This is a genomic window from Pseudodesulfovibrio thermohalotolerans (assembly GCF_021353295.2).
GTDB classification, from domain to species: domain Bacteria; phylum Desulfobacterota; class Desulfovibrionia; order Desulfovibrionales; family Desulfovibrionaceae; genus Pseudodesulfovibrio; species Pseudodesulfovibrio thermohalotolerans.
The window spans coordinates 1,231,223-1,249,787 of record NZ_CP120635.1 but is presented as its reverse complement, the minus strand read 5'-3'; the positions used below and the strand labels follow the sequence as shown (position 1 = coordinate 1,249,787).

The following is an 18,565-nucleotide window of genomic DNA, read 5'->3' as shown; positions in this document are numbered from 1 at the left end:
CTAGGCCTTGACTTCGAGGCCCATGCTGCGGGCGGTGCCCTCAATCTGAAGCATGGCGTGCTCGATGTCATTGGCGTTCAAATCGGCCATCTTCAACTCGGCGATCTCTTTGATCTGCGCCTTGGTGACCTTGCCGACCTTGACCTTGTTCGGTTCACCGGAACCCTTCTCAAGCTTGGCGGCCTTCAACAGAAGCACGGCAGCCGGAGGGGTCTTGGTGATAAAATCAAAGGAACGGTCCGCGTACACGGTGATGACAACCGGGATTATCAGACCCTTCTGGTCCTGCGTCTTGGCGTTAAACGCCTTGCAGAACTCCATGATGTTCACGCCGTGCTGACCCAGGGCCGGACCGACCGGCGGAGAAGGGTTCGCACTGCCAGCGGGAATCTGCAGTTTGATCTTTCCTAATTCTTTCTTAGCCATTGTATTCCTCGATGAGAAATTTCGCTGTTAGCGACAATCCGGGCTATCCCTTGTCCACCTGGACAAAATCAAGCTCCACAGGAGTCTGACGCCCGAAGATAGAGACGGATACTTTGAGCTTGCCCTTGTCGTAATTGACTTCTTCCACAACACCGTTGAACCCGGAAAACGGGCCATCGATGACCCGGACCTCGTCGCCGCGTTCGAAGTTGAACTTGGGACGAGGCTTTTCCTGGCGGCTCTCCATCATGTTGAGGATGTTCTCCGCCTCGCTATCACGCATGGGAGTCGGGCGGTTCTTGCCGCCGACGAATCCGGTCACGCGCGGGATGGACTGGATGAGATGCCAGGAATCGTCGGTCAGGATCATCTTGATCATGATGTAGCCCGGATAGAACTTGCGGGTCGAAGTCTTCCGCTCACCCTTGACCATCTCGACGATCTTTTCGGTGGGCATGACGACTTCTTCGATAAGGCCCTTGTCCTGTCCGGTGCGCATCATTTCACGCACGGTCTGTTCCACGCGCTGCTCGAAACCCGAGTAGGTGTGAACTATGTACCAGCGTGCACGAGGCGCTGCGTGTTCCATTATGGCATCCATGTTGCGTTCCAGCCTTTGCAAGTAGCTTTGGTCCTAGGAGAGGATGGTCTCGACGATCTTGGAGAGCGCCAAATCCACAACGCCCAAGTAGAGAGCGATGACCACGGAAACGACCAGCACGGCGATGCACGTGGTGACGGTCTCCTTGCGGGTCGGCCAGACTACCTTTTTGATCTCGACTTTGGACTCCTCAAAGAACTCCTTGAGTTCCGTGAGTTTGCCCTTCAGACCGGCTGCCTGGGACTGTACGGCCTGCTTTTCAGCGGCCTTCTTGCCTTTCTTTTTGGCCATATCTCTTTATCCCAAATTATTGAGCGTGTGGCGGGGTCCTGCCGTTTTACGAGCAAGACCCCGCACCGCTTTCAAAGACTTAGTTGGCAGGGGCAGAGGGATTCGAACCCCCAACATCCGGTTTTGGAGACCGGCGTTCTAGCCGTTGGAACTATGCCCCTGCTCTATCGAATCTACTTGGACTCTTTGTGGAGAGTGTGCTTCTTGTCCCAGGGACAATACTTGGACACTTCCAGACGTCCGGTAGTATTCTTCTTGTTCTTCTGCGTAGCGTAGTTCTTACGCTTGCACTCGGTGCATTGCAGCTGAATGTTGACTCGCATGATTACTCCATGATCTCGGTGACGACACCGGCACCGACGGTGCGGCCGCCCTCGCGGATAGCGAAGCGCAGACCGACTTCCATGGCGATGGGGGCGATCATCTCAACATTGAAGGTGGCGTTATCGCCGGGCATGACCATCTCGACACCGTCTTCCAGGGTGACGACGCCGGTGACGTCGGTCGTACGGAAGTAGAACTGCGGACGGTAGCCGGAGAAGAACGGGGTGTGACGGCCGCCCTCATCCTTGGACAGGACGTAGACCTCGGCCTTGAACTTGGTGTGCGGAGTGATGGAGCCGGGCTTGGCAGCAACCTGGCCGCGCTCAACATCCTCACGCTTCACGCCGCGGATCAGCAGACCGACGTTGTCACCGGCCTGACCCTGATCGAGCAGCTTGCGGAACATCTCGACACCGGTGCAGGTGGTCTTGATGGTGGGCTTGATGCCGATGATTTCGATTTCGTCGCCGACCTTGACAACACCGCGCTCGACACGACCGGTGATAACGGTACCACGGCCGGAGATGGAGAAGACGTCCTCAACGGGCATCAGGAACGGCATGTCGATGTCGCGCTCCGGCTCGGGGATGTACTCGTCGCAGGCGGCCAGCAGGTCGAAGATGGGCTTGGCGGCGGGATCGTCGACGGAGTCGCACTCCAGGGCCTTCAGAGCGGAACCCTGAATGACCGGAATGTCGTCGCCGGGGAAGTCGTACTTGGACAGCAGCTCGCGGATTTCGAGCTCGACCAGTTCCAGCAGCTCTTCGTCGTCGACCATGTCGCACTTGTTCATGAAGACGACCATGGCGGGCACGCCGACCTGACGAGCGAGCAGGATGTGCTCACGGGTCTGCGGCATGGGACCGTCGGTGGCGGCGCAAACCAGGATGGCGCCATCCATCTGGGCGGCACCAGTGATCATATTCTTAATGTAGTCGGCGTGACCGGGGCAGTCCACGTGAGCATAGTGACGCTTTTCGGTCTCATACTCGACGTGGGCGGTGGCGATGGTGATGCCGCGTTCCTTTTCTTCGGGAGCCTTGTCGATCTCGTCGAAGGCAACAAATTCACCCTGACCGGCCATGGCGGCCAGCTTGGTGATAGCAGCGGTCAGCGTGGTCTTACCATGGTCAATGTGACCGATGGTGCCGATGTTGACATGAGGCTTGCTACGTTCAAATTTAGCTTTACCCATTTCAGTAACCCCCTGGATCAATAAAGTTGTGTAGGTTTCTATTTCTAAATACTTGTGGACAGCGCAAAAACAAACAAAAAAACCGTTCTGGAGCTCACGACCGGATTTGAACCGGTGACCTCATCCTTACCAAGGATGTGCTCTACCGACTGAGCTACGTGAGCAAAGCCACTCACTGTGTATTATGATGGAAGAAGAGAGACGGCTTAGTGGAGCGGGAAACGGGACTCGAACCCGCAACCCTCAGCTTGGAAGGCTGATGCTCTAGCCAATTGAGCTATTCCCGCTCACTCTCTGTAGTCCATCAGCGACCCTGATGCCGCCTCCTACAGTGTGACTCGAAAAAAAAGTGGTGGTGGGGGGAGGATTTGAACCTCCGAAGGCGTATGCCGACAGATTTACAGTCTGTTCCCTTTGGCCACTCGGGAACCCCACCATTTTATCTTACTGGAGCTGGCGATGGGACTTGAACCCGCAACCGGCTGATTACAAATCAGCTGCTCTACCAATTGAGCTACGCCAGCCAACCGGGAACGAAGTCTATATACGCCGCGATGTCAAAAATCAAGAGTTTTCAACGACCTTTTTTCCCGCATCCCGGGAAGTGTCGTCTTCCGCTCGAAGACGGGCCGGTTTAATTAGAAAAGCGACAGTTTGTCAACCCTGAGGCGGCTTTTTTTTAAAATTCTTTTCAACCTTGGCCATTTCCACGGCCTTCCCCTTTCCCCTCGTGCTCATATCTGTTTATAATAATAGCCCTACGGACGCGTATAATCTATTATAGAATCTTGTCGACAACTCACAACCAATAACAAGCCCATGAAACTAACGGCCCTTCTCCTTGCCGCATTCGCTTTGCTCGCCCCCTGCCCCGTCATCGCAGGCGGTCTCGTCGTGATGACCCACGACTTGGCCGGCCAAGCATACGTGGATCAGGACAACTGGGAACTGCGCGGCATCGAGCACACGGGCAAACGCGCCTTCAATCTGGAGGTCGTCCGGGAAATCATGCTCGCCATCGGCAACAAGGGGCGCATCCGGGAAGTGTCGTTCGCGCAGGGGATGCAAGCCCTCACCTCCCGGCCCGATACGGTATTCTTCAACGTATACCGTACCCCGCAACGCGAGGAGCGGTTCAAATGGGTCGGGCCGCTCCAGCGGGAGATCGACTATCTCTACGGCCTCCGGCGAAACGGCCCCATCGGCGGACTCGCGGAAGCCAGACAGGTCCCGGCCATCTGCGCCGTGGACGGCAGCCAGCATCACGCCACCCTGCTCGAACTCGGTTTCAAGAACATCGTGCCCGTACGCACCTATCTCCAATGCTTCGCCATGCTCAAAGAAGGTTCGGTCACCCTGGCCGTCTCCTCCGAAGAAACCCTGCTGCGCAAACTCCGCCAGACGGAACTCCCGGCCTCCGACATACGCCGCGTGTCCGAACCATTGCTCCAGTCCGCGGGCTATATCGCCTTTTCCCCGGAAGTGGACGACGCCGTGGTTCGCAAGTGGCAGGCCGCCCTGAACGCCCTCATCAGCTCCGGACGATTCCAGGAACTTTACGAACGCTATTACTGAGTTAATCCCGGCCCGATCTCTTTTTCTTTGACTCACACACGCCCAACCCGTATGTGCATCCCGTCATGAACCGTTTTTCCATCACACCCGATTCCCCCTGGCTGGCCCCTCTGGCGGGCTACTCCGACCTCCCCTTCCGTATGCTCGTGCGCAAGTACGGATGCGGCGTGGCCTGCTCGGAGATGGTCTCCGTCAAAGGCATGGCCTTCAAGAACTCCGGAACTCGACGACTTATCGCCACCTGCCCCGAGGACGACCCCATGGTCCTCCAGCTCTTCGGCTCCGAGGCGCAGTATTTTCACCCGGTCATGGAGAAACTGGTCGGCATGGGGTACCGCAACTTCGACCTCAACGCCGGTTGCCCGGTGCGCAAGGTCCTCAAGTCCGGCTCCGGCGTGCAACTCATGGAGGATCTCGACAAACTGGTCGAACTGGCCTCCATCATGGTGGCCAAGGCCGCCGAGCACCCCGAGGGCGGCCGCGTGGGCGTCAAGTTCCGCCTGGGCTTCAACAAAGGTGAGGAAGTCTTCCTCGACCTCGCCCGGAGACTTGAAGACGTCGGCGTGAACTGGGTCACACTCCACCCGCGTTACGGCAGGCAAATGTTCGCGGGACAGGCCAACTGGGCGAAACTTGCCGAACTAAAAAAGGCCGTGTCCATCCCGGTCATCGGCTCCGGCGACCTGTTCTCCGCCGAAGACGGCGTACGCTGCATCGAGGAAACCGGCATCGACGCCATCATGTTCGCCCGGGGAGCCCTCTTCGATCCCCCCATATTCGCCCGCTACGCGGCCCTGCGCAACGGCTCTCCCCTGCCCGTGCGCGACGGCGCGTTCCTGGCGGACATAGTCTGCGAACACATCCGTCTGACCAGGCTCTTCGAAGGAGACGCGCGCTCCTTCCGCAAAATCCGCTCCATCATCCCCCGCTACGCAAAAGGCCTCAGGGGTATCCGCTCCCTGCGGGCCTCCCTGCTACAATGCGAAACCTGGGAGGACCTGGAGCAGGCGGCGGCCGTCATTCGCGATTTGCAACCCGCCGATCCCGAAACCGACTGGCCCCCTGTTGACGAAATTTGCCGATAGCGTTTACACACACCCCTGTTGCCTTAATCATTCCACACCCTTGACAAGGAAACGATATCACCATGGGCACCCAGTCCACCGACATTCTGCTCGAAGCGGGCACCAACGAACTGGAAATCGTCGAATTCTACCTTGAAGAGGAACCCAAGGAATCCGCCGACGTAGAAGCCAACCAGGAAGACCAGGCCCTCGGAAATGGGCACAAACCCAGCCGCAAGGGATACTACGGCGTCAACGTGGCCAAGGTGCTGGAGATCATCCGGATGCCCAAGGTCACGGAGATGCCCGAGGTTTCCCACCCGTCCGTGCTCGGAGCCTTCAACCTCCGCTCCCGGATCATCCCCCTGCTCGACCTGTCCATCTGGCTCAAGAAAAAACGGGTGGAGAACGAACCGCCCAAGGTCATCGTCACCGAATTCAACCAGGTTACCTCGGCCTTCATGGTCTCCGGCGTGACCCGCATCCACCGAATCTCCTGGGAAGACGTGGAAGCTCCCAACAAATACGTGTCCGCCCTGTCCTCGGACTCCATCACCGGCGTGGTCAAATTCGAGGACCGCATCGTCTTCATCCTCGATCTCGAGCGCATCGTCTCGGAACTCAATCCCGCCATGCGTCTCCAGTTCGACGACAACTTCGTCCTCGACGGCTTCTCCGGCTACAAGGCCCTCATTGCCGACGACTCCCCGCTCATCCGCGAAATGATCCGCGACATGCTCGGCCAGGCTGGATTCCAGGTGGAAAAGACCACCAACGGTCGCGAATGCTGGGACCGGCTGCTGGAGATCAAGAAACGCGCCCAGGACGAGGAACGCCCCATCACCGACTACGTCCAGGTCCTTGTCTCGGACATCGAAATGCCCATGATGGACGGCCACCATCTGTGCAGACGTGTCAAGGAAGACCCGGTCCTGCGCAGTCTGCCCGTCATCCTCTTCTCCTCGCTCATCACCGACAAGCTCCGTCATCGAGGCGAAACCGTGGGCGCGGACGACCAAATCTCGAAACCGGAAATCACCCAACTCGCCCGCCGCGCCGCCGCACTCATCGAAGACCGCAAGGCGCAGGCCAGGTAGACGGACCGGCTTGGCATAATCTCACAAGACAAAGGGGCTCGGCTTTGCCGAGCCCCTTTGTCTTGTTTTTGAAGAGCCTCCGGCGGCCAGAGGGGGAAACTTTTGAAAAAGTTTCCCCCTCTGGACTCCCCCTTCCAAACTTTTTGGCGCCGCTTCGCGGAAATTCGAATTTAGTGTTGTTTTTTTCATTTCATCAATCGCCAAAAGTCAGACCATCATTTGAAAAGAGATTAATCCCTTCGACGATCATTACCCGTGCGGATGCGCACGCAAAAGGATTCGGGGAGTAAAATAAGGACAGGGGGCGGCCCGCCAAAACAAAAGGCCCGGCTTATGCCGGGCCTTTTGTTTTTCTTGCAGACATAGCGCCTAGCAGATTCGGGGGAGCTGTTCGCCCTCCAACATGCCGAGGAGCCGCTTGCCGCCGAGCGGAGTGACGAGGACGACCTTGCCGGGGTTGGCGTCGGTCATGGTGCCGATACGGCGGGCGTCCTGGCCCAGGGGATCGGCGCGCATGATTTCCAATGCCTTGTCGGCGTATTCCCCAGGCAGAACGCAGAGGAACTTGCCTTCGTTCGCAAGGTACAGAGGGTCGAGACCGAGAATGGAGCAGCCGCCCTTGACCTCGGCCCGCACCGGGATGTCATTTTCAATCAGCTCGCAGCAGACGTTGGAACTCTTGGTGATCTCGTTGAGAGTGGTGGCCAAGCCGCCGCGGGTAGGATCGCGCAGGACATGCACCTCGGGCAGCTCGCTAACAAGCTTGACCAGCAGGTGGTTGAGCGCGGCGGAATCGGACTGAACCTTTGCCTCGAAATCGAGCCCCTCGCGGGTGCCGAGCACGGTCAGGCCATGGTCGCCGATGGTCCCGGAGACCAGCACCGCATCGCCCGGGCGGGCGGCGTCGCCGCTGGGAGCCGGGTCGGCAATGACATCGCCGATGCCGGTGGTGTTGATGAATATCTTGTCGCAGGCTCCCTTGGGCACGACCTTGGTATCGCCGGTGACCACCTTGACCCCGGCCTTGCGGGCTGCCTCGCCCATGGAGGCCACGATCTTCTCCAGATCGGCCATGGGAAGCCCTTCCTCGATGATGTAGCCACAGGTGATGTAACGCGGAATGGCGCCCATCATGGCCACGTCGTTGACCGTGCCGTGCACGGCGAGCGAACCGATGTCGCCGCCGGGAAAGAAGATCGGGTCGACCGTGAAGGAGTCGGTGGACATGGCCACCTTGCCGGACAGGGAAAGCACGGCCGCGTCGTTGAGGCGGTCGAGTTCGTCGTTGCCCAGGTGCTTGAGAAAGAGTTCGGAGATAAGGCGCTGGGAAGCGCGCCCGCCGCTGCCGTAATCGAGTAACACCTTGTCAGACATGTCTAATCCAATTTGTATTTGTAGTATGCCGCACAACTGCCCTCGGTGGAGACCATGCACGGGCCGACCGGATCGGCCGGGGTGCAGGCCTTGCCGAAAAGAGGACACTGATCGGGCTGCTTGACGCCCTTGAGAATGTCACCGCACTTGCAACCGGGCAAGGACGGACTTTCCTTGATTTCGATGCCGAATTCCTTCTTGGCGTCGAACTGCTCCCATTCGGGGCGGATTTCGAGGCCGGAGCCGGGGATCAGCCCCAGGCCGCGCCAGAGGGCGTCGCAGGGCTCGAAAACCTCATACATGATTTCCAGGGCCTTGGGATTGCCGTTCTCGCCGACGATACGCGTGTAGTTGTTGGACACATGCGCCTCGCCCTTGTTTCGCCATTCGATCATCTGGTTCAGGGACTGGAGGATATCCAGGGGTTCGAACCCGGTGACCACGGCGGACTTGGCGTAATCGCGGGCGATGAACCGATAGGGTTCGACGCCGATGATGGCCGAAACGTGGCCGGGGAGGATGAAGCCGTCGATGTTGATGGCCTCGTCGGAAAGGAGCGCGTCCAGGGCGGTGGGCACGGTCTTGTGGAAGCAGAGAATCCGCAGGTTCTCGATGCCCTGCTGGCGGGCCATCTTCATGGTCCCGGCGATGGTCGGCGCCGTGGTCTCGAAGCCCACGCCGATGAAGACCACCAGATCGTCCGGATTTTCCTTGGCCAGCTTGAGGGTGTCGAAGGGCGAATAGACCACCTTTACCCGCGCGCCGTCGGCCATGGCCTTCTTGAGGTTGCGGCCCTTGTCGCCGGGCACGCGCATGAGGTCGCCGAAGGTCGCCATGATGACCTTGTCGCGTCCGGCCAGATCAAGGAAGGCGTTGACCTCCGACTCGTGGGTGACGCAGACCGGGCAGCCCGGGCCGCTCAGGTGCACCACCTTCTCAGGCAAAAGGGAACGCAATCCGCTCTGGAAGATGGCCACGGTGTGGGTGCCGCAAACCTCCATGAAGCGCAGCTCACGGTCCAGCTCGGATTCCATCTTGTCGAGGATTTTCCGGCACAGGTCAGGATCACGAAATTTTTCAAGTAATTCGAAGCTCAAAGCATAATCCTTTAGGCTGATTGATGAACCGATTTCTTTAGGTTAGCGACAGTCATATACTCTCTGAATGATATGAGCAAATGAAAAACCGGCAGATTCGACCGGTAGTTACGATAAAAGCGAATTGCCTCCGGCATTGCAACGCGCTCGTGTCCGCGACGGGAACCGCCGCATCGCCGACAGCCGAGGATTCCGCCGTCCGTCGACCGCCTCCGGCCCATCACCCGCATGGCCCCCGGAATTCAGGAAAAAGAATGGTCTGTGATAATGCCGCCCGGTTTTTCCCGTGCCCGCCAGCTTTATTTTTTCCGGCCGTGCTGATAGATTGAGGATATCGGATGCGCTGGTGCATCCCGGCCAACCAGACGCGCTCCGCGCACGCACGCCATGTCTGTCAAAGAAAACGCTTCCCGACCCGTCGGCCGGTACATATCGCCTCTCCCCCCACCGCCGCCCGCCGCGCATGTTCCCGGACAATTCGTCCCGGACGACGCGCAGTGCTTCCGGTACTGGGAGCAATTCGCCATGCTCGACAACGTGGCCGAGCACAGCCGCATGGTGGCGTCCGTCGCCACCTGTATCGCCGAACGGGCCGTTGATGCGGGCATGGATGTACACGTGCCGACGGTTCGCGCCTCGGCCCTGCTCCACGACCTGGCCAAGACATACTGCATCCGCCACGGCGGCAACCACAGCCAACTCGGCGGCGCCTGGGTGGCCGAATTGACCGGAAACCCGGTCATCGCCTGCGGGGTGAGCCATCACGTCTACTGGCCCTTCGACATGGATCTTGCGCGCTACTTCACGCCCCTGGCCGTGCTTTACGCGGACAAGCGGGTGAACCACAACGAGCTGGTGTCCATCGAGGACCGCTTCCGGGACCTCATCATCCGATACGGCATCCCGATGAACCTCCAGGACCGCATCAACGAAACCAAGCGGCAGGCCCTGGAACTGGAACAACTTATATGCGACACACTCAAGGTGGACCTCAATGCATGTGATTTTGATAGCGGGCGGCTGGTCTGACGAACGCGACGTTTCCCTGGTCGGAGCGAAGAAGATTCGGACCGCCCTGGATGAACTCGGCCATGAAGTGACATTTTTCGACCCGGCCGACGACTTCCGGAACCTGCTCAACATAGCCAAAAGCGCGGATTTCGCCTTCATCAACCTGCACGGCGAACCGGGCGAGGACGGCCTCATCCAGGCCGTTCTGGACAAGGCGGACTGTCCCTATCAGGGGGCTGGTCCCGCCGGTTCCTACCTGGCCCTGAACAAGGCCGCCGCCAAGGAGGTCTTCGAGGCCAACGGCATCAAGACCCCGGGCTGGCAGCTCATCACCCCCACGCAGGGACGGGAGACCCCGCTGGAACTTCCCCTGCCCGTATTCGTCAAGCCGGACAAGGGCGGCTCCTCCTTGGGCATGTCCCTGGTCCGCACGGCCGAGGAATTCCCGGCGGCGTTGGACAAGGTCTTCGCCATGTGCCAGTCCGCCCTGGTGGAAACCTATGTCCACGGTGTCGAACTGACCTGCGGCATTCTCGGCAAGGAGGCCCTGCCCCTCGTCATGATTACTCCTCGGGACGGGTCCGACTTTTTCGATTACGACAACAAATACGCCGCCGACGGAGCCAAGGAAATCTGCCCTGCTCCTGTGGACGAAGCGCTGTCCAAATCCATCCAGGAGCAGATGCTCGTCGCCCACGCGGCGCTGGGCCTGACCGGCTACAGCCGGGGCGACTTCATCGCCACCGCCGACGGCGAAACCTACCTGCTGGAAGTCAACACCCTGCCCGGCATGACCCCCACCAGCCTGCTGCCCCGAGCCGCGGCCCACGTGGGCTACTCCTTCACCGAACTGATCGGCGAGCTCATCCGGCTCGGCCTGCAAGGCAGGGGCTAGATGGGAAAAACCGGCGTGAACATGGGCCTGCGGGCCTACGGGCTGGTCTGGAAGGCCGTCCTGCCCCTGCTCAGGTTCAACGGACGGCTCAAGGACGGCTGGGAGCAGCGCACCCTGGACGGCGGCCTGCCCGCTCCGGCCCACCTGTGGATACAGGCGGCCAGCGGTGGCGAGGCCTACCTGGCCTGGGAAATCCTCAGGCATCTGCGGCCCTCCGCATCCGGCCCCCTGCGCGTGCTCGTGACCACCAACACCCTCCAGGGGCACCAAACCCTGGTCCGGGCGGCGGACGAGATCAACGGCCGCAAATCCGGGCTGGCCGTGCAGCCGTGGTATTTTCCCTTCGACGATCCAGGCCTCATGCGCCGCATGATTGAGCGGGTGCGGCCGGAGTTGGCCGTCATCCTCGAAACCGAGATATGGCCCGGCTTTCTATCCGCCTGCAAGACCGGCGGCGTTCCCGTGCTTCTGGCCAACGGACGCATGACCACCAAATCACTGGCCGGATACATGACCTGGCCCGCCCTGTTCCGCGAACTCGCGCCGGAGCGGATAATGGCCGTCTCCGAGACCGATGCCCGCCGCTTCGGAACCCTGTTCGGCCGCGACCGAGTCCAGGTCATGCCCAACATCAAGTTCGACCGCATGGGCGACGCCGGTCCCATGGCCCGCGCGGGCAATCCCCTCAAGGACCTGATCTCGGCCAAGGACGATTTCGTCATTTTCGGCTCGGTGCGCCGGGAAGAACTCAACGACGTCACCCGGCTGGCCGCCGGACTCCTTTCCGCGCGCCCGGCCACAGTGCTCGGCCTGTTCCCTCGCCACATGCACCACCTGGACCTATGGCGCGCCGCCATCGACGGAGCCGGGCTCAACTGGGTCCTGCGGTCCCGCCTGACCGAAACGGCCAAGCCCGGCACCGTGATCCTCTGGGACACCTTCGGCGAACTGGTCCCAGCCTACGGACTGGCCAAGACGGCCTTTGTGGGCGGCTCCCTGGCCCCGCTCGGCGGTCAGAATTTTCTGGAACCCCTGACCTGCGGTGTGACCCCGGTGACCGGACCTCACTGGAAGAATTTCGCCTGGGTGGGCCGCGAAATCATCGAATCCGGCCTGGCGGTGGAAGCGTCCGATTGGCGGGACGCCCTGGAATCGCTAACAAAGATTCTGGACAACACGCCGCCGCGCAAACAGATCGCCGCCGCGGCCGGACAATATATCCGGGACCGCAGGGGCGGCGCGGAAGCGGTCGCCAAACAGGTTGCCGATTTTCTCAATAACGATTAAACACGCAACGCAGCAGCAATGAGCGAATTCCCCGAATGTCACGGCATCATCCCCGCAAGGTTCGAGTCCTCGCGGTTCCCGGGCAAGCCGCTGGTCGAGATCGACGGCAAGCCCATGTTCTGGCACGTCTACTCGCGGGCTTCGGCCTGTCCCCAGATGACCAGCGTCACCCTGGCGACGGATGACGAACGCATCCATGCAGCCGCGCGGGAACTCGGCGTGCCCGCCGTCATGACCCGCTCGGACCATTCCAGCGGCACGGACCGCGTGCTCGAAGCGGCCAGGACCCTGTCCATTGACTCCGACGCGGTAGTGGTTAACATCCAAGGCGACGAACCGTGCCTGGAGCCGGACATGCTCACCGAGCTGGTGCGGCCCTTCTCGAACCGTCGGGTGCGGGTGGCCACGCTGGCCACATCCATCGGCCCGGACGAGGCGGCCTCGCCCGATCGCGTCAAGGTGGTCCGCGCAATGGACGGGCGCGCGCTTTACTTTTCGCGCTCGCTGGTGCCCTTCGACCGCGACGAAAAGCTGCACGGCTTTCTGCTGCACATCGGCCTTTACGCCTTCCGCATGGAGGCGTTGGAGCGGTTCGGCAGGCTGGACCCGAGTCCGCTGGAGCTCCGGGAGAAACTGGAGCAACTCCGTCTGCTTGAGGACGGCATCGATATTTACGTAACCGAGACGCGGCACACCTGCCACGGAGTGGACAGGCCCGAGGACCTCGTCAAGGTAAAGACCATTCTGGAGAATCATTGATGAAAGCGATCCTTGCCCTCGAAGACGGCACGATTTTCAAGGGAACGAGTTTCACCGGGCAGGGCGAAGCCTCCGGTGAGGTCATCTTCAACACGGGCATGACCGGCTACCAGGAAATCCTGACCGACCCGTCCTACACCGGACAGATGGTCACCATGACCTATCCGCTCATCGGCAACTACGGCGTCAATCCCGAGGACGTGGAATCGCACAAGGTCCAGGCGGCCGGATTCATCGTCAAGGAATGCTGCAAGAAGCCGAGCAACTGGCGTTCCGCCATGTCCCTGCCCGAGTATCTGACCCAGGCCGGCGTCATGGGCATCGAAGGCATCGACACCCGCTCGCTGACCCGCCATCTGCGCATCAACGGCGCCCAGCGCGGCTTCATCGCCACCGGTGACGCCGATCCCGCGGAACTGGTCGAAAAGGCACGCTCCATCGAAAATATGGAAGGCCTTAACCTGGCCGACCGCGTGTCCTGCGAAAAGCCCTATACCTGGAACGGCAAGAAGCCGGTCTTCATCGACGACATGAAAGACTTCGCCTGGAAGGGCAACGGTCCCAAGCTCGCCGTGTACGACTTCGGCATCAAATGGAACATCCTGCGCCTCATGGAGGAACAGGGCTTCGACATGATCGTCCTGCCCTCCCACTACACAGCGGCCCAGGTGCGCGAACTCGGCCCGGACGCCGTGTTCCTGTCCAACGGCCCCGGCGATCCGGCCGCCGTCACCACCGCCGTTGAAGCCGCCAAGGACCTCTGCCAGGACCTGCCCGTGGCGGGCATCTGCCTCGGCCACCAGATTCTCGGCCTCGCCATGGGCGGGACCACCTTCAAGCTCAAGTTCGGCCACCACGGATGCAACCATCCGGTCATGGACCTCCAGACCGAGAAGATCGAAATCTCCTCCCAGAACCACGGGTTCTGCGTAGACGTGGAAGGCCTGGACTTCCTGGAAAAGACCCATGTGAACCTCAACGACAACACCCTTGAGGGATTCCGGCACAAGGAAAAACCCATCCTGGCCATCCAGCACCACCCGGAAGCGGGACCGGGCCCCCACGACAGCCGCTATTTCTTCCCGAGATTCCGTGATATGGTCAGGGAAAGCACCGGGCTATAGCCCAAAACCTCAGCCAGGAACGAGCCATGTCCACCGATCTGATCAAGTCTCGAAAGAAGCTGAACTCCGTCTCCACCCTCCTGAAAAAGGGCAAATACATGCCCGCCGTTCAGGCGGTCCACGACGGGCTCATCCTCTTTCTCAAGAATCAGGTCATGAAAAACGAGCGCGAGGAGTTCGAAGACATCCTCAAACGGGTTACCTACGTGCTCAATTCGGACAAGGAGCTTCGCAAGATATACCCCCTGGTCATCAGCTACGAACCGGGACAGGAACGTCCGCTGCTCGACGCCATGCGCGAGCTTCTGCAGGAGCTGCAAAAGGCACTCAACGAAGAGGTTCAAAGCGATCTGGAGGCACTCAACGCCCAGAAAAAGGCCGAGCTGGAAAAAGGCCAGACACATCTGGACGCCCAGGAATGGGAAAAGGCCAACGCCATCTTCGACCAGCTCGTCCGCACCTTCAGCGGAGATTCGGAGCTCAAGGCGGACATAGCCGACCGCTACCTCAACGCGGGCCGGTACAAAGAAGCCTACGCCATGTTGGACGACGCCCTCAAGGACGACCCCAACGCCATCCACCTCTACAATCGCATCGGCATGGTCCTGCGCAAGATGCAGGACTATGAAACCGCCGAGAAGTACTACCTCAAGGCGCTCACCCTGACCTCCGACGACGAATACCTGCACTACAACATGGGTCGGCTCTACTACGACTGGCGCAAATGGGCCAAAATGGCCAGCTCCGCCAACAAAGCCGTACAAATCAACCCCGACTTCGCCGAAGCCGTGAAAATGCTCAAGTTCGCCCAAAAGAAAATGAGCTGACGGCAGCCGAATTCCACCGCATTGAAAAAAGAAAGGGCTTTCTGCTGAAAGCCCTTTCTTTTTTTGCCTCCGGCGGCCAGAGGGAAAGAGGAGAGAGGGCACCCTTTGCAAAGGGCTTCCCTCTCTCCCCTTTACCCCTGGACCCCCTATCCCCTCTCTCCCTCCGAAACTTTTTGGCGGCGCATCCGCGCAGCAGAAGGTTCGCGAGAAAAATCAGCTTCCCTTCAAAAGGAAAGCTAACCCCGGCAAGCCATAATAAGGGAATACCCAACGCGCCGCTCGCACCCGCGAAGCGGAACCAAAAAGTTTAGGAAAGGAAGGGGTTGGGGGTCCGGGGGAAGGGGAAGGAAGCCCTTTTCAAAGGGTTTTCCTTCCCCTTCCCCCGGCCGCCGGAGGCATTCAGCCTCTACAGACGGCTTTCGATGAACAATGCGGCGGCGAAAAGATCGTCGCAGACGTGGTCCGCGCGATGGCCGCATTTGGCTTCCTGCTGCGCGCCTTTTCCGGTTCGCACGAGGATGGTGGTTGCGCCGGTTTTCCGGCCGAGTCCGATGTCGGCGGACTTGTCGCCGATCATGAATGCCTGCGCGGGATCGAAGTCGAGTTCGATAGCGGCGCGTTGCATGAGGCCGGGCTTGGGCTTGCGACAGTCGCAGCCCGCCTTGGGCTCGTGCGGACAGAAAAACACGCCGTCGATAATCACGCCCTGGGCCGCGAGCAGTTCGACCATGCGCTGATTGCAGGCCCGGACCGAGTCTTCGTCGTAATACCCACGCCCGATGCCGCTCTGGTTGGTCAGCACGGCCAGGCCGAAGCCCATGCCCTGCATCCGCTTGAGGCCCTCGGCGGCCTGCGGCAGGAGTTCCACCCTGTCGGGCTCGTGAAGGTAGTGCTTGTCCACGATGATGGTCCCGTCACGGTCCAGAAGGACGTACCGTTTGAACATGGTCATCACCTCGTTTTGCCGACGAGTTTACGGAGCATGTCCAGCGCGGCCCGGAAGCTGTCGATGGACGCCTCGCCCGTGCCCACCAGATCGTATCCGGTGCCGTGATCGGGAGAGGTGCGCGGATAAGGTAGCCCCAAGGTAACATTCACGGCGCGGCTGAAATGAAGCAGTTTGAGCGGAGCGAGCCCCTGGTCGTGATACATGGCCAGCACGGCCGGATAACGTCCCTGGGCCGCGAAATGAAAAATGGTGTCGCCCGGCACGGGACCAGCGACCTGAAGACCTTCAGCGGCAGCCTGTTCGAGGGCGGGAATGATGGTGGTGATCTCCTCGTCGCCGATGCGGCCGGACTCCCCGGCATGGGGATTGAGGCCGCAGACCCCGATGGGACCTTCGAGACCGAGGGTGCGCACAAAATCGGCGGTCAGGCGCAGGCAGTGCAGAATGCGCTCCCGGGTAACCAGGCCGGGCACATCCCGAAGCCGGGGGTGGGTGGTCACAAGGCTGACCCGCAGCTTGGGCGAAGGATCGTCCGGGTCGTGTCCGCACAGATGCATACACACGTTGTCGCGCCCCACGCCGAGCTTCTCCGCGAGAAACTCCGTATGCCCGGGAAAGTCGAACCCGGCGGCGTTGAGCATGGCCTTGTTCAGGGGGCAGGTCAAAAGCCCTTGCGCCAGTCCGGCCTTGAGGACGCGAATGGCCGTGTCCAGGCTGACGCCTGCGGCAAGTCCGCCCTCGCGGCAGGGGCAGGCCGGGGGGAATTCGACGCCGTCGAGTTCGGACGGCTGATACAGGTAGACGCCGGGCCCCTTGTCGGCGATCTGCTCCGGAGAATCAAGCAGGGAAAAGAAACGGGGCGCGTCCAGTCGGGCCAGCTCACGATCCAAAGCCGAAGCCGGTCCGAGAAGCAAAAATCGGTCGGAGGTCCGCCCGCCGTCCAGAAAATGGCGGGTCGTCAGCTCGGGGCCAAGGCCGCAGGGGTCCCCGAGGGTTATGCACAGGGTTCGCATTATGATATCACCTTGAAAGCGGTCTGTCCGGTCAAGCCCGGTCCGGGGAAGCTACTCTGGCCCCAACGGCAAGTCAATGCGCGTCCGGTCGGCGGTCCCGGCGGGCCAGAAAATCCGCCAATATCCGCGCGTGGTCAAAAGCCAGCTCGGGCCATTCGCCCAGGGGAAAGACCCTTGCCACGGCCGCATCGTCGCCCGCCTGGAGCCGGGACGGGTCCTCGGCCTCGCCAGTGTAGACCACGCTCATGGTATGTCTGCGCGGATCGCGGTCCGGGTCCGAGTAGACCCCGAGCAACCCGGTGAGGCGCACGTCCAGCCCGGTCTCTTCCTTCATCTCGCGCACCGCGGCCTGCTCACAGGTTTCGCCGTAATCCACGAACCCGCCGGGCAACGCCCACCCAAGCGGCGGATTGCTCCGCTCGATGAGGACCACGCCCTCCCCGCCCTCCGGCAAGTCCATGGCTATGACCACGTCCACCGTAGGGGCTGGATTCCTATACACCTCGATTTCGCCCCCGCAGTGGGGACAGACCCGAACTTTGCCCATGACATGCTCCATTGGCTGATTCACCCCCGGACTGTTCACAAACTCGACCGCCAAGTCAAATCCGGATCGGCCGGATTCCACTTTTTTTACCCGGCCCCCGCACGCCCTGCGCCCCCTGGTCAGCCCCCAATCCGCCAACGTCGTTGCGAGACGAGCAAAGCTGCTTTTCATAACATACTACATTTATTGTATATTAATACACTCGCCACACCATACGAGAAAGGCTTCATCGGACCGTCCGATGAAGCCTTAATTATCTCGTGTGCAAAAAAAGGAAGAACTTGCCTTGATTAAAGCAACTGCCGTGCCAACCGATCGCAAAGGCCTTTAAATGCAAATAAGCTCAATTAATTCATACGATTATCAACTCACAAAAAGACAATAAAAAAATCCCGCACCCTTGAAAGGGTACAAGATTTTTTACCCGGCCCCGAAAAAGGTCCATTAACCGTGTATGCGGGTTCAAGTTTTTTGACCCGCCGGACGCGATCAGGCGTTGCGCACGGCCACGGAGAATCCCTTGTCGCAAAGCTTCTTGATGGAAATTTCACCCTCACGGATAATCTCCAGCTTGCTCGAACCGAGCATCCGGACCACGGTGGACGCCTTGTGTCCGCGCGGCCACGGCGGGTCGAAATAGGACCCGTCCACCATATCCAGCAGCTTCGAATCGATATCCTCGGGCAGGGCCGCTGCGGGCTTGCCGGACAGATTCGCGCTGGTGGCCACGATGGGTTTGCGGAACCGGCGGGAAAGTTCGGAGGCAAAGGGATGGCCGGACCAACGGACCGAAGTGTACCCCTCTTCGTCGGAAAGCCAGGAAGGGAGTTCGGGCAGCGCCTTGACCAGAATGGACAACGGACCGGGCCAAAACGCGGCCGCCAGGTCCAGGAGGGAGCGGGGTTTCTCGGCTGTAACCAAAGCCAACATGTCCAGGCCGCCGATTATCAGGGGAAGAGGCCGTTCCTCGGAACGCCCCTTCACACTGGCCACGCGGTCGCAGGCCGCTGCGCTGGTGGCGTCACAACCCAGCGCATAGAGAGTTTCAGTAGGATAGATCACGATGCCGTCTGAACGCAGAACCTTGAGCAACTCTTGCATGACAGCCT

20 protein-coding genes and 5 tRNA genes are annotated in these 18,565 nt (G+C 60.3%); 9 read left to right on the top strand and 16 right to left on the bottom strand.

The window, feature by feature from the left end; genetic code table 11:
- From rplK to LF599_RS05695, 10 genes are all read right to left on the bottom strand, one after another.
- Positions 1-426, bottom strand: coding sequence for a 50S ribosomal protein L11 (gene rplK, locus LF599_RS05740; protein WP_279522616.1), 426 nt, complete (start codon positions 424-426; stop codon positions 1-3).
- Positions 427-469: 43 nt separating this feature from the next.
- Positions 470-1,027: a transcription termination/antitermination protein NusG gene (gene nusG, locus LF599_RS05735; RefSeq protein WP_269941390.1), complete on the bottom strand. Its 558-nt coding sequence runs from the start codon at positions 1,025-1,027 to the stop codon at positions 470-472.
- A 33-nt stretch (positions 1,028-1,060) separates the two neighbouring features.
- The gene (gene secE, locus LF599_RS05730; protein ID WP_279522615.1) at positions 1,061-1,318 is read right to left on the bottom strand and encodes a preprotein translocase subunit SecE; all 258 of its coding nucleotides are present in this window, start codon (positions 1,316-1,318) and stop codon (positions 1,061-1,063) included.
- 84 nt (positions 1,319-1,402) lie between these two features.
- Positions 1,403-1,479 (bottom strand) — tRNA-Trp (locus LF599_RS05725).
- A 12-nt stretch (positions 1,480-1,491) separates the two neighbouring features.
- The gene (rpmG, locus tag LF599_RS05720; RefSeq protein ID WP_269941391.1) at positions 1,492-1,641 is read right to left on the bottom strand and encodes a 50S ribosomal protein L33; all 150 of its coding nucleotides are present in this window, start codon (positions 1,639-1,641) and stop codon (positions 1,492-1,494) included.
- A gap of 2 nt (positions 1,642-1,643) precedes the next feature.
- Positions 1,644-2,837 carry an elongation factor Tu gene (tuf, locus tag LF599_RS05715; protein ID WP_269941392.1) on the bottom strand — a complete coding sequence of 398 codons (1,194 nt, stop codon included), beginning with the start codon at positions 2,835-2,837 and terminating at the stop codon, positions 1,644-1,646.
- 88 nt (positions 2,838-2,925) lie between these two features.
- A tRNA-Thr gene (locus LF599_RS05710) sits at positions 2,926-3,001 on the bottom strand.
- Positions 3,002-3,047: 46 nt separating this feature from the next.
- Positions 3,048-3,124, bottom strand: a tRNA-Gly gene (locus LF599_RS05705).
- Between the two features lie 63 nt (positions 3,125-3,187).
- Positions 3,188-3,273, bottom strand: a tRNA-Tyr gene (locus LF599_RS05700).
- 12 nt (positions 3,274-3,285) lie between these two features.
- Positions 3,286-3,361, bottom strand: a tRNA-Thr gene (locus LF599_RS05695).
- A gap of 373 nt (positions 3,362-3,734) precedes the next feature.
- Here LF599_RS05695 and LF599_RS05690 point away from each other — a divergent pair.
- The 3 genes from LF599_RS05690 to LF599_RS05680 all read left to right on the top strand — a co-directional run bounded on the left by LF599_RS05690 (position 3,735) and on the right by LF599_RS05680 (position 6,573).
- Positions 3,735-4,412, top strand: coding sequence for a substrate-binding periplasmic protein (locus LF599_RS05690; protein ID WP_279523080.1), 678 nt, complete (start codon positions 3,735-3,737; stop codon positions 4,410-4,412).
- Between the two features lie 65 nt (positions 4,413-4,477).
- Positions 4,478-5,497 (top strand): tRNA dihydrouridine synthase, encoded by a 1,020-nt coding sequence (locus tag LF599_RS05685; protein WP_279522614.1) that lies wholly within the window; start codon positions 4,478-4,480, stop codon positions 5,495-5,497.
- A 62-nt stretch (positions 5,498-5,559) separates the two neighbouring features.
- Positions 5,560-6,573 (top strand): chemotaxis protein, encoded by a 1,014-nt coding sequence (locus tag LF599_RS05680; protein ID WP_269941394.1) that lies wholly within the window; start codon positions 5,560-5,562, stop codon positions 6,571-6,573.
- A gap of 369 nt (positions 6,574-6,942) precedes the next feature.
- On the opposite strand, the gene hypE is transcribed toward LF599_RS05680, so the two are convergent.
- Together hypE and hypD are read right to left on the bottom strand one after the other, a co-directional pair.
- Positions 6,943-7,947 (bottom strand): hydrogenase expression/formation protein HypE, encoded by a 1,005-nt coding sequence (gene hypE / locus LF599_RS05675; protein ID WP_279522613.1) that lies wholly within the window; start codon positions 7,945-7,947, stop codon positions 6,943-6,945.
- Between the two features lie 2 nt (positions 7,948-7,949).
- On the bottom strand, positions 7,950-9,044 hold the full coding sequence (hypD, locus tag LF599_RS05670) for a hydrogenase formation protein HypD (protein WP_269941395.1): 1,095 nt from the start codon (positions 9,042-9,044) through the stop codon (positions 7,950-7,952).
- Positions 9,045-9,569: 525 nt separating this feature from the next.
- On the opposite strand from hypD, the gene LF599_RS05665 reads away from it, so the two are divergent.
- The 6 genes from LF599_RS05665 to LF599_RS05640 are packed head-to-tail and all read left to right on the top strand — an operon-like array spanning position 9,570 to position 14,947.
- Positions 9,570-10,073 carry an HD domain-containing protein gene (locus LF599_RS05665; protein ID WP_269941396.1) on the top strand — a complete coding sequence of 168 codons (504 nt, stop codon included), beginning with the start codon at positions 9,570-9,572 and terminating at the stop codon, positions 10,071-10,073.
- Positions 10,039-10,950 carry a D-alanine--D-alanine ligase family protein gene (locus LF599_RS05660; RefSeq protein WP_279522612.1) on the top strand — a complete coding sequence of 304 codons (912 nt, stop codon included), beginning with the start codon at positions 10,039-10,041 and terminating at the stop codon, positions 10,948-10,950. Before LF599_RS05665 ends, LF599_RS05660 begins: the two co-directional genes overlap by 35 nt.
- Positions 10,951-12,237 carry a 3-deoxy-D-manno-octulosonic acid transferase gene (locus tag LF599_RS05655; protein ID WP_279522611.1) on the top strand — a complete coding sequence of 429 codons (1,287 nt, stop codon included), beginning with the start codon at positions 10,951-10,953 and terminating at the stop codon, positions 12,235-12,237.
- Positions 12,238-12,255: 18 nt separating this feature from the next.
- Complete coding sequence (gene kdsB, locus LF599_RS05650; protein WP_269941397.1) at positions 12,256-12,996, top strand: 3-deoxy-manno-octulosonate cytidylyltransferase; 741 nt, start codon at positions 12,256-12,258, stop codon at positions 12,994-12,996.
- Positions 12,996-14,120 (top strand): glutamine-hydrolyzing carbamoyl-phosphate synthase small subunit, encoded by a 1,125-nt coding sequence (gene carA / locus LF599_RS05645; RefSeq protein ID WP_279522610.1) that lies wholly within the window; start codon positions 12,996-12,998, stop codon positions 14,118-14,120. Before kdsB ends, carA begins: the two co-directional genes overlap by 1 nt.
- A 26-nt stretch (positions 14,121-14,146) precedes the next feature.
- The gene (locus tag LF599_RS05640; RefSeq protein ID WP_279522609.1) at positions 14,147-14,947 is read left to right on the top strand and encodes a tetratricopeptide repeat protein; all 801 of its coding nucleotides are present in this window, start codon (positions 14,147-14,149) and stop codon (positions 14,945-14,947) included.
- Positions 14,948-15,353: 406 nt separating this feature from the next.
- Here the strand turns inward: LF599_RS05640 and gmhB are convergent, their stop codons facing one another.
- The 4 genes from gmhB to LF599_RS05620 all read right to left on the bottom strand — a co-directional run bounded on the left by gmhB (position 15,354) and on the right by LF599_RS05620 (position 18,557).
- Positions 15,354-15,893 carry a D-glycero-beta-D-manno-heptose 1,7-bisphosphate 7-phosphatase gene (gene gmhB / locus LF599_RS05635; RefSeq protein ID WP_269941824.1) on the bottom strand — a complete coding sequence of 180 codons (540 nt, stop codon included), beginning with the start codon at positions 15,891-15,893 and terminating at the stop codon, positions 15,354-15,356.
- 5 nt (positions 15,894-15,898) lie between these two features.
- On the bottom strand, positions 15,899-16,909 hold the full coding sequence (pdxA, locus tag LF599_RS05630) for a 4-hydroxythreonine-4-phosphate dehydrogenase PdxA (RefSeq protein ID WP_279522608.1): 1,011 nt from the start codon (positions 16,907-16,909) through the stop codon (positions 15,899-15,901).
- A gap of 73 nt (positions 16,910-16,982) precedes the next feature.
- Positions 16,983-17,456, bottom strand: coding sequence for an NUDIX hydrolase (locus tag LF599_RS05625; RefSeq protein WP_269941400.1), 474 nt, complete (start codon positions 17,454-17,456; stop codon positions 16,983-16,985).
- Between the two features lie 489 nt (positions 17,457-17,945).
- The gene (locus LF599_RS05620) at positions 17,946-18,557 is read right to left on the bottom strand and encodes an L-threonylcarbamoyladenylate synthase (RefSeq protein ID WP_269941401.1); all 612 of its coding nucleotides are present in this window, start codon (positions 18,555-18,557) and stop codon (positions 17,946-17,948) included.
- Positions 18,558-18,565 lie beyond the last annotated feature (8 nt).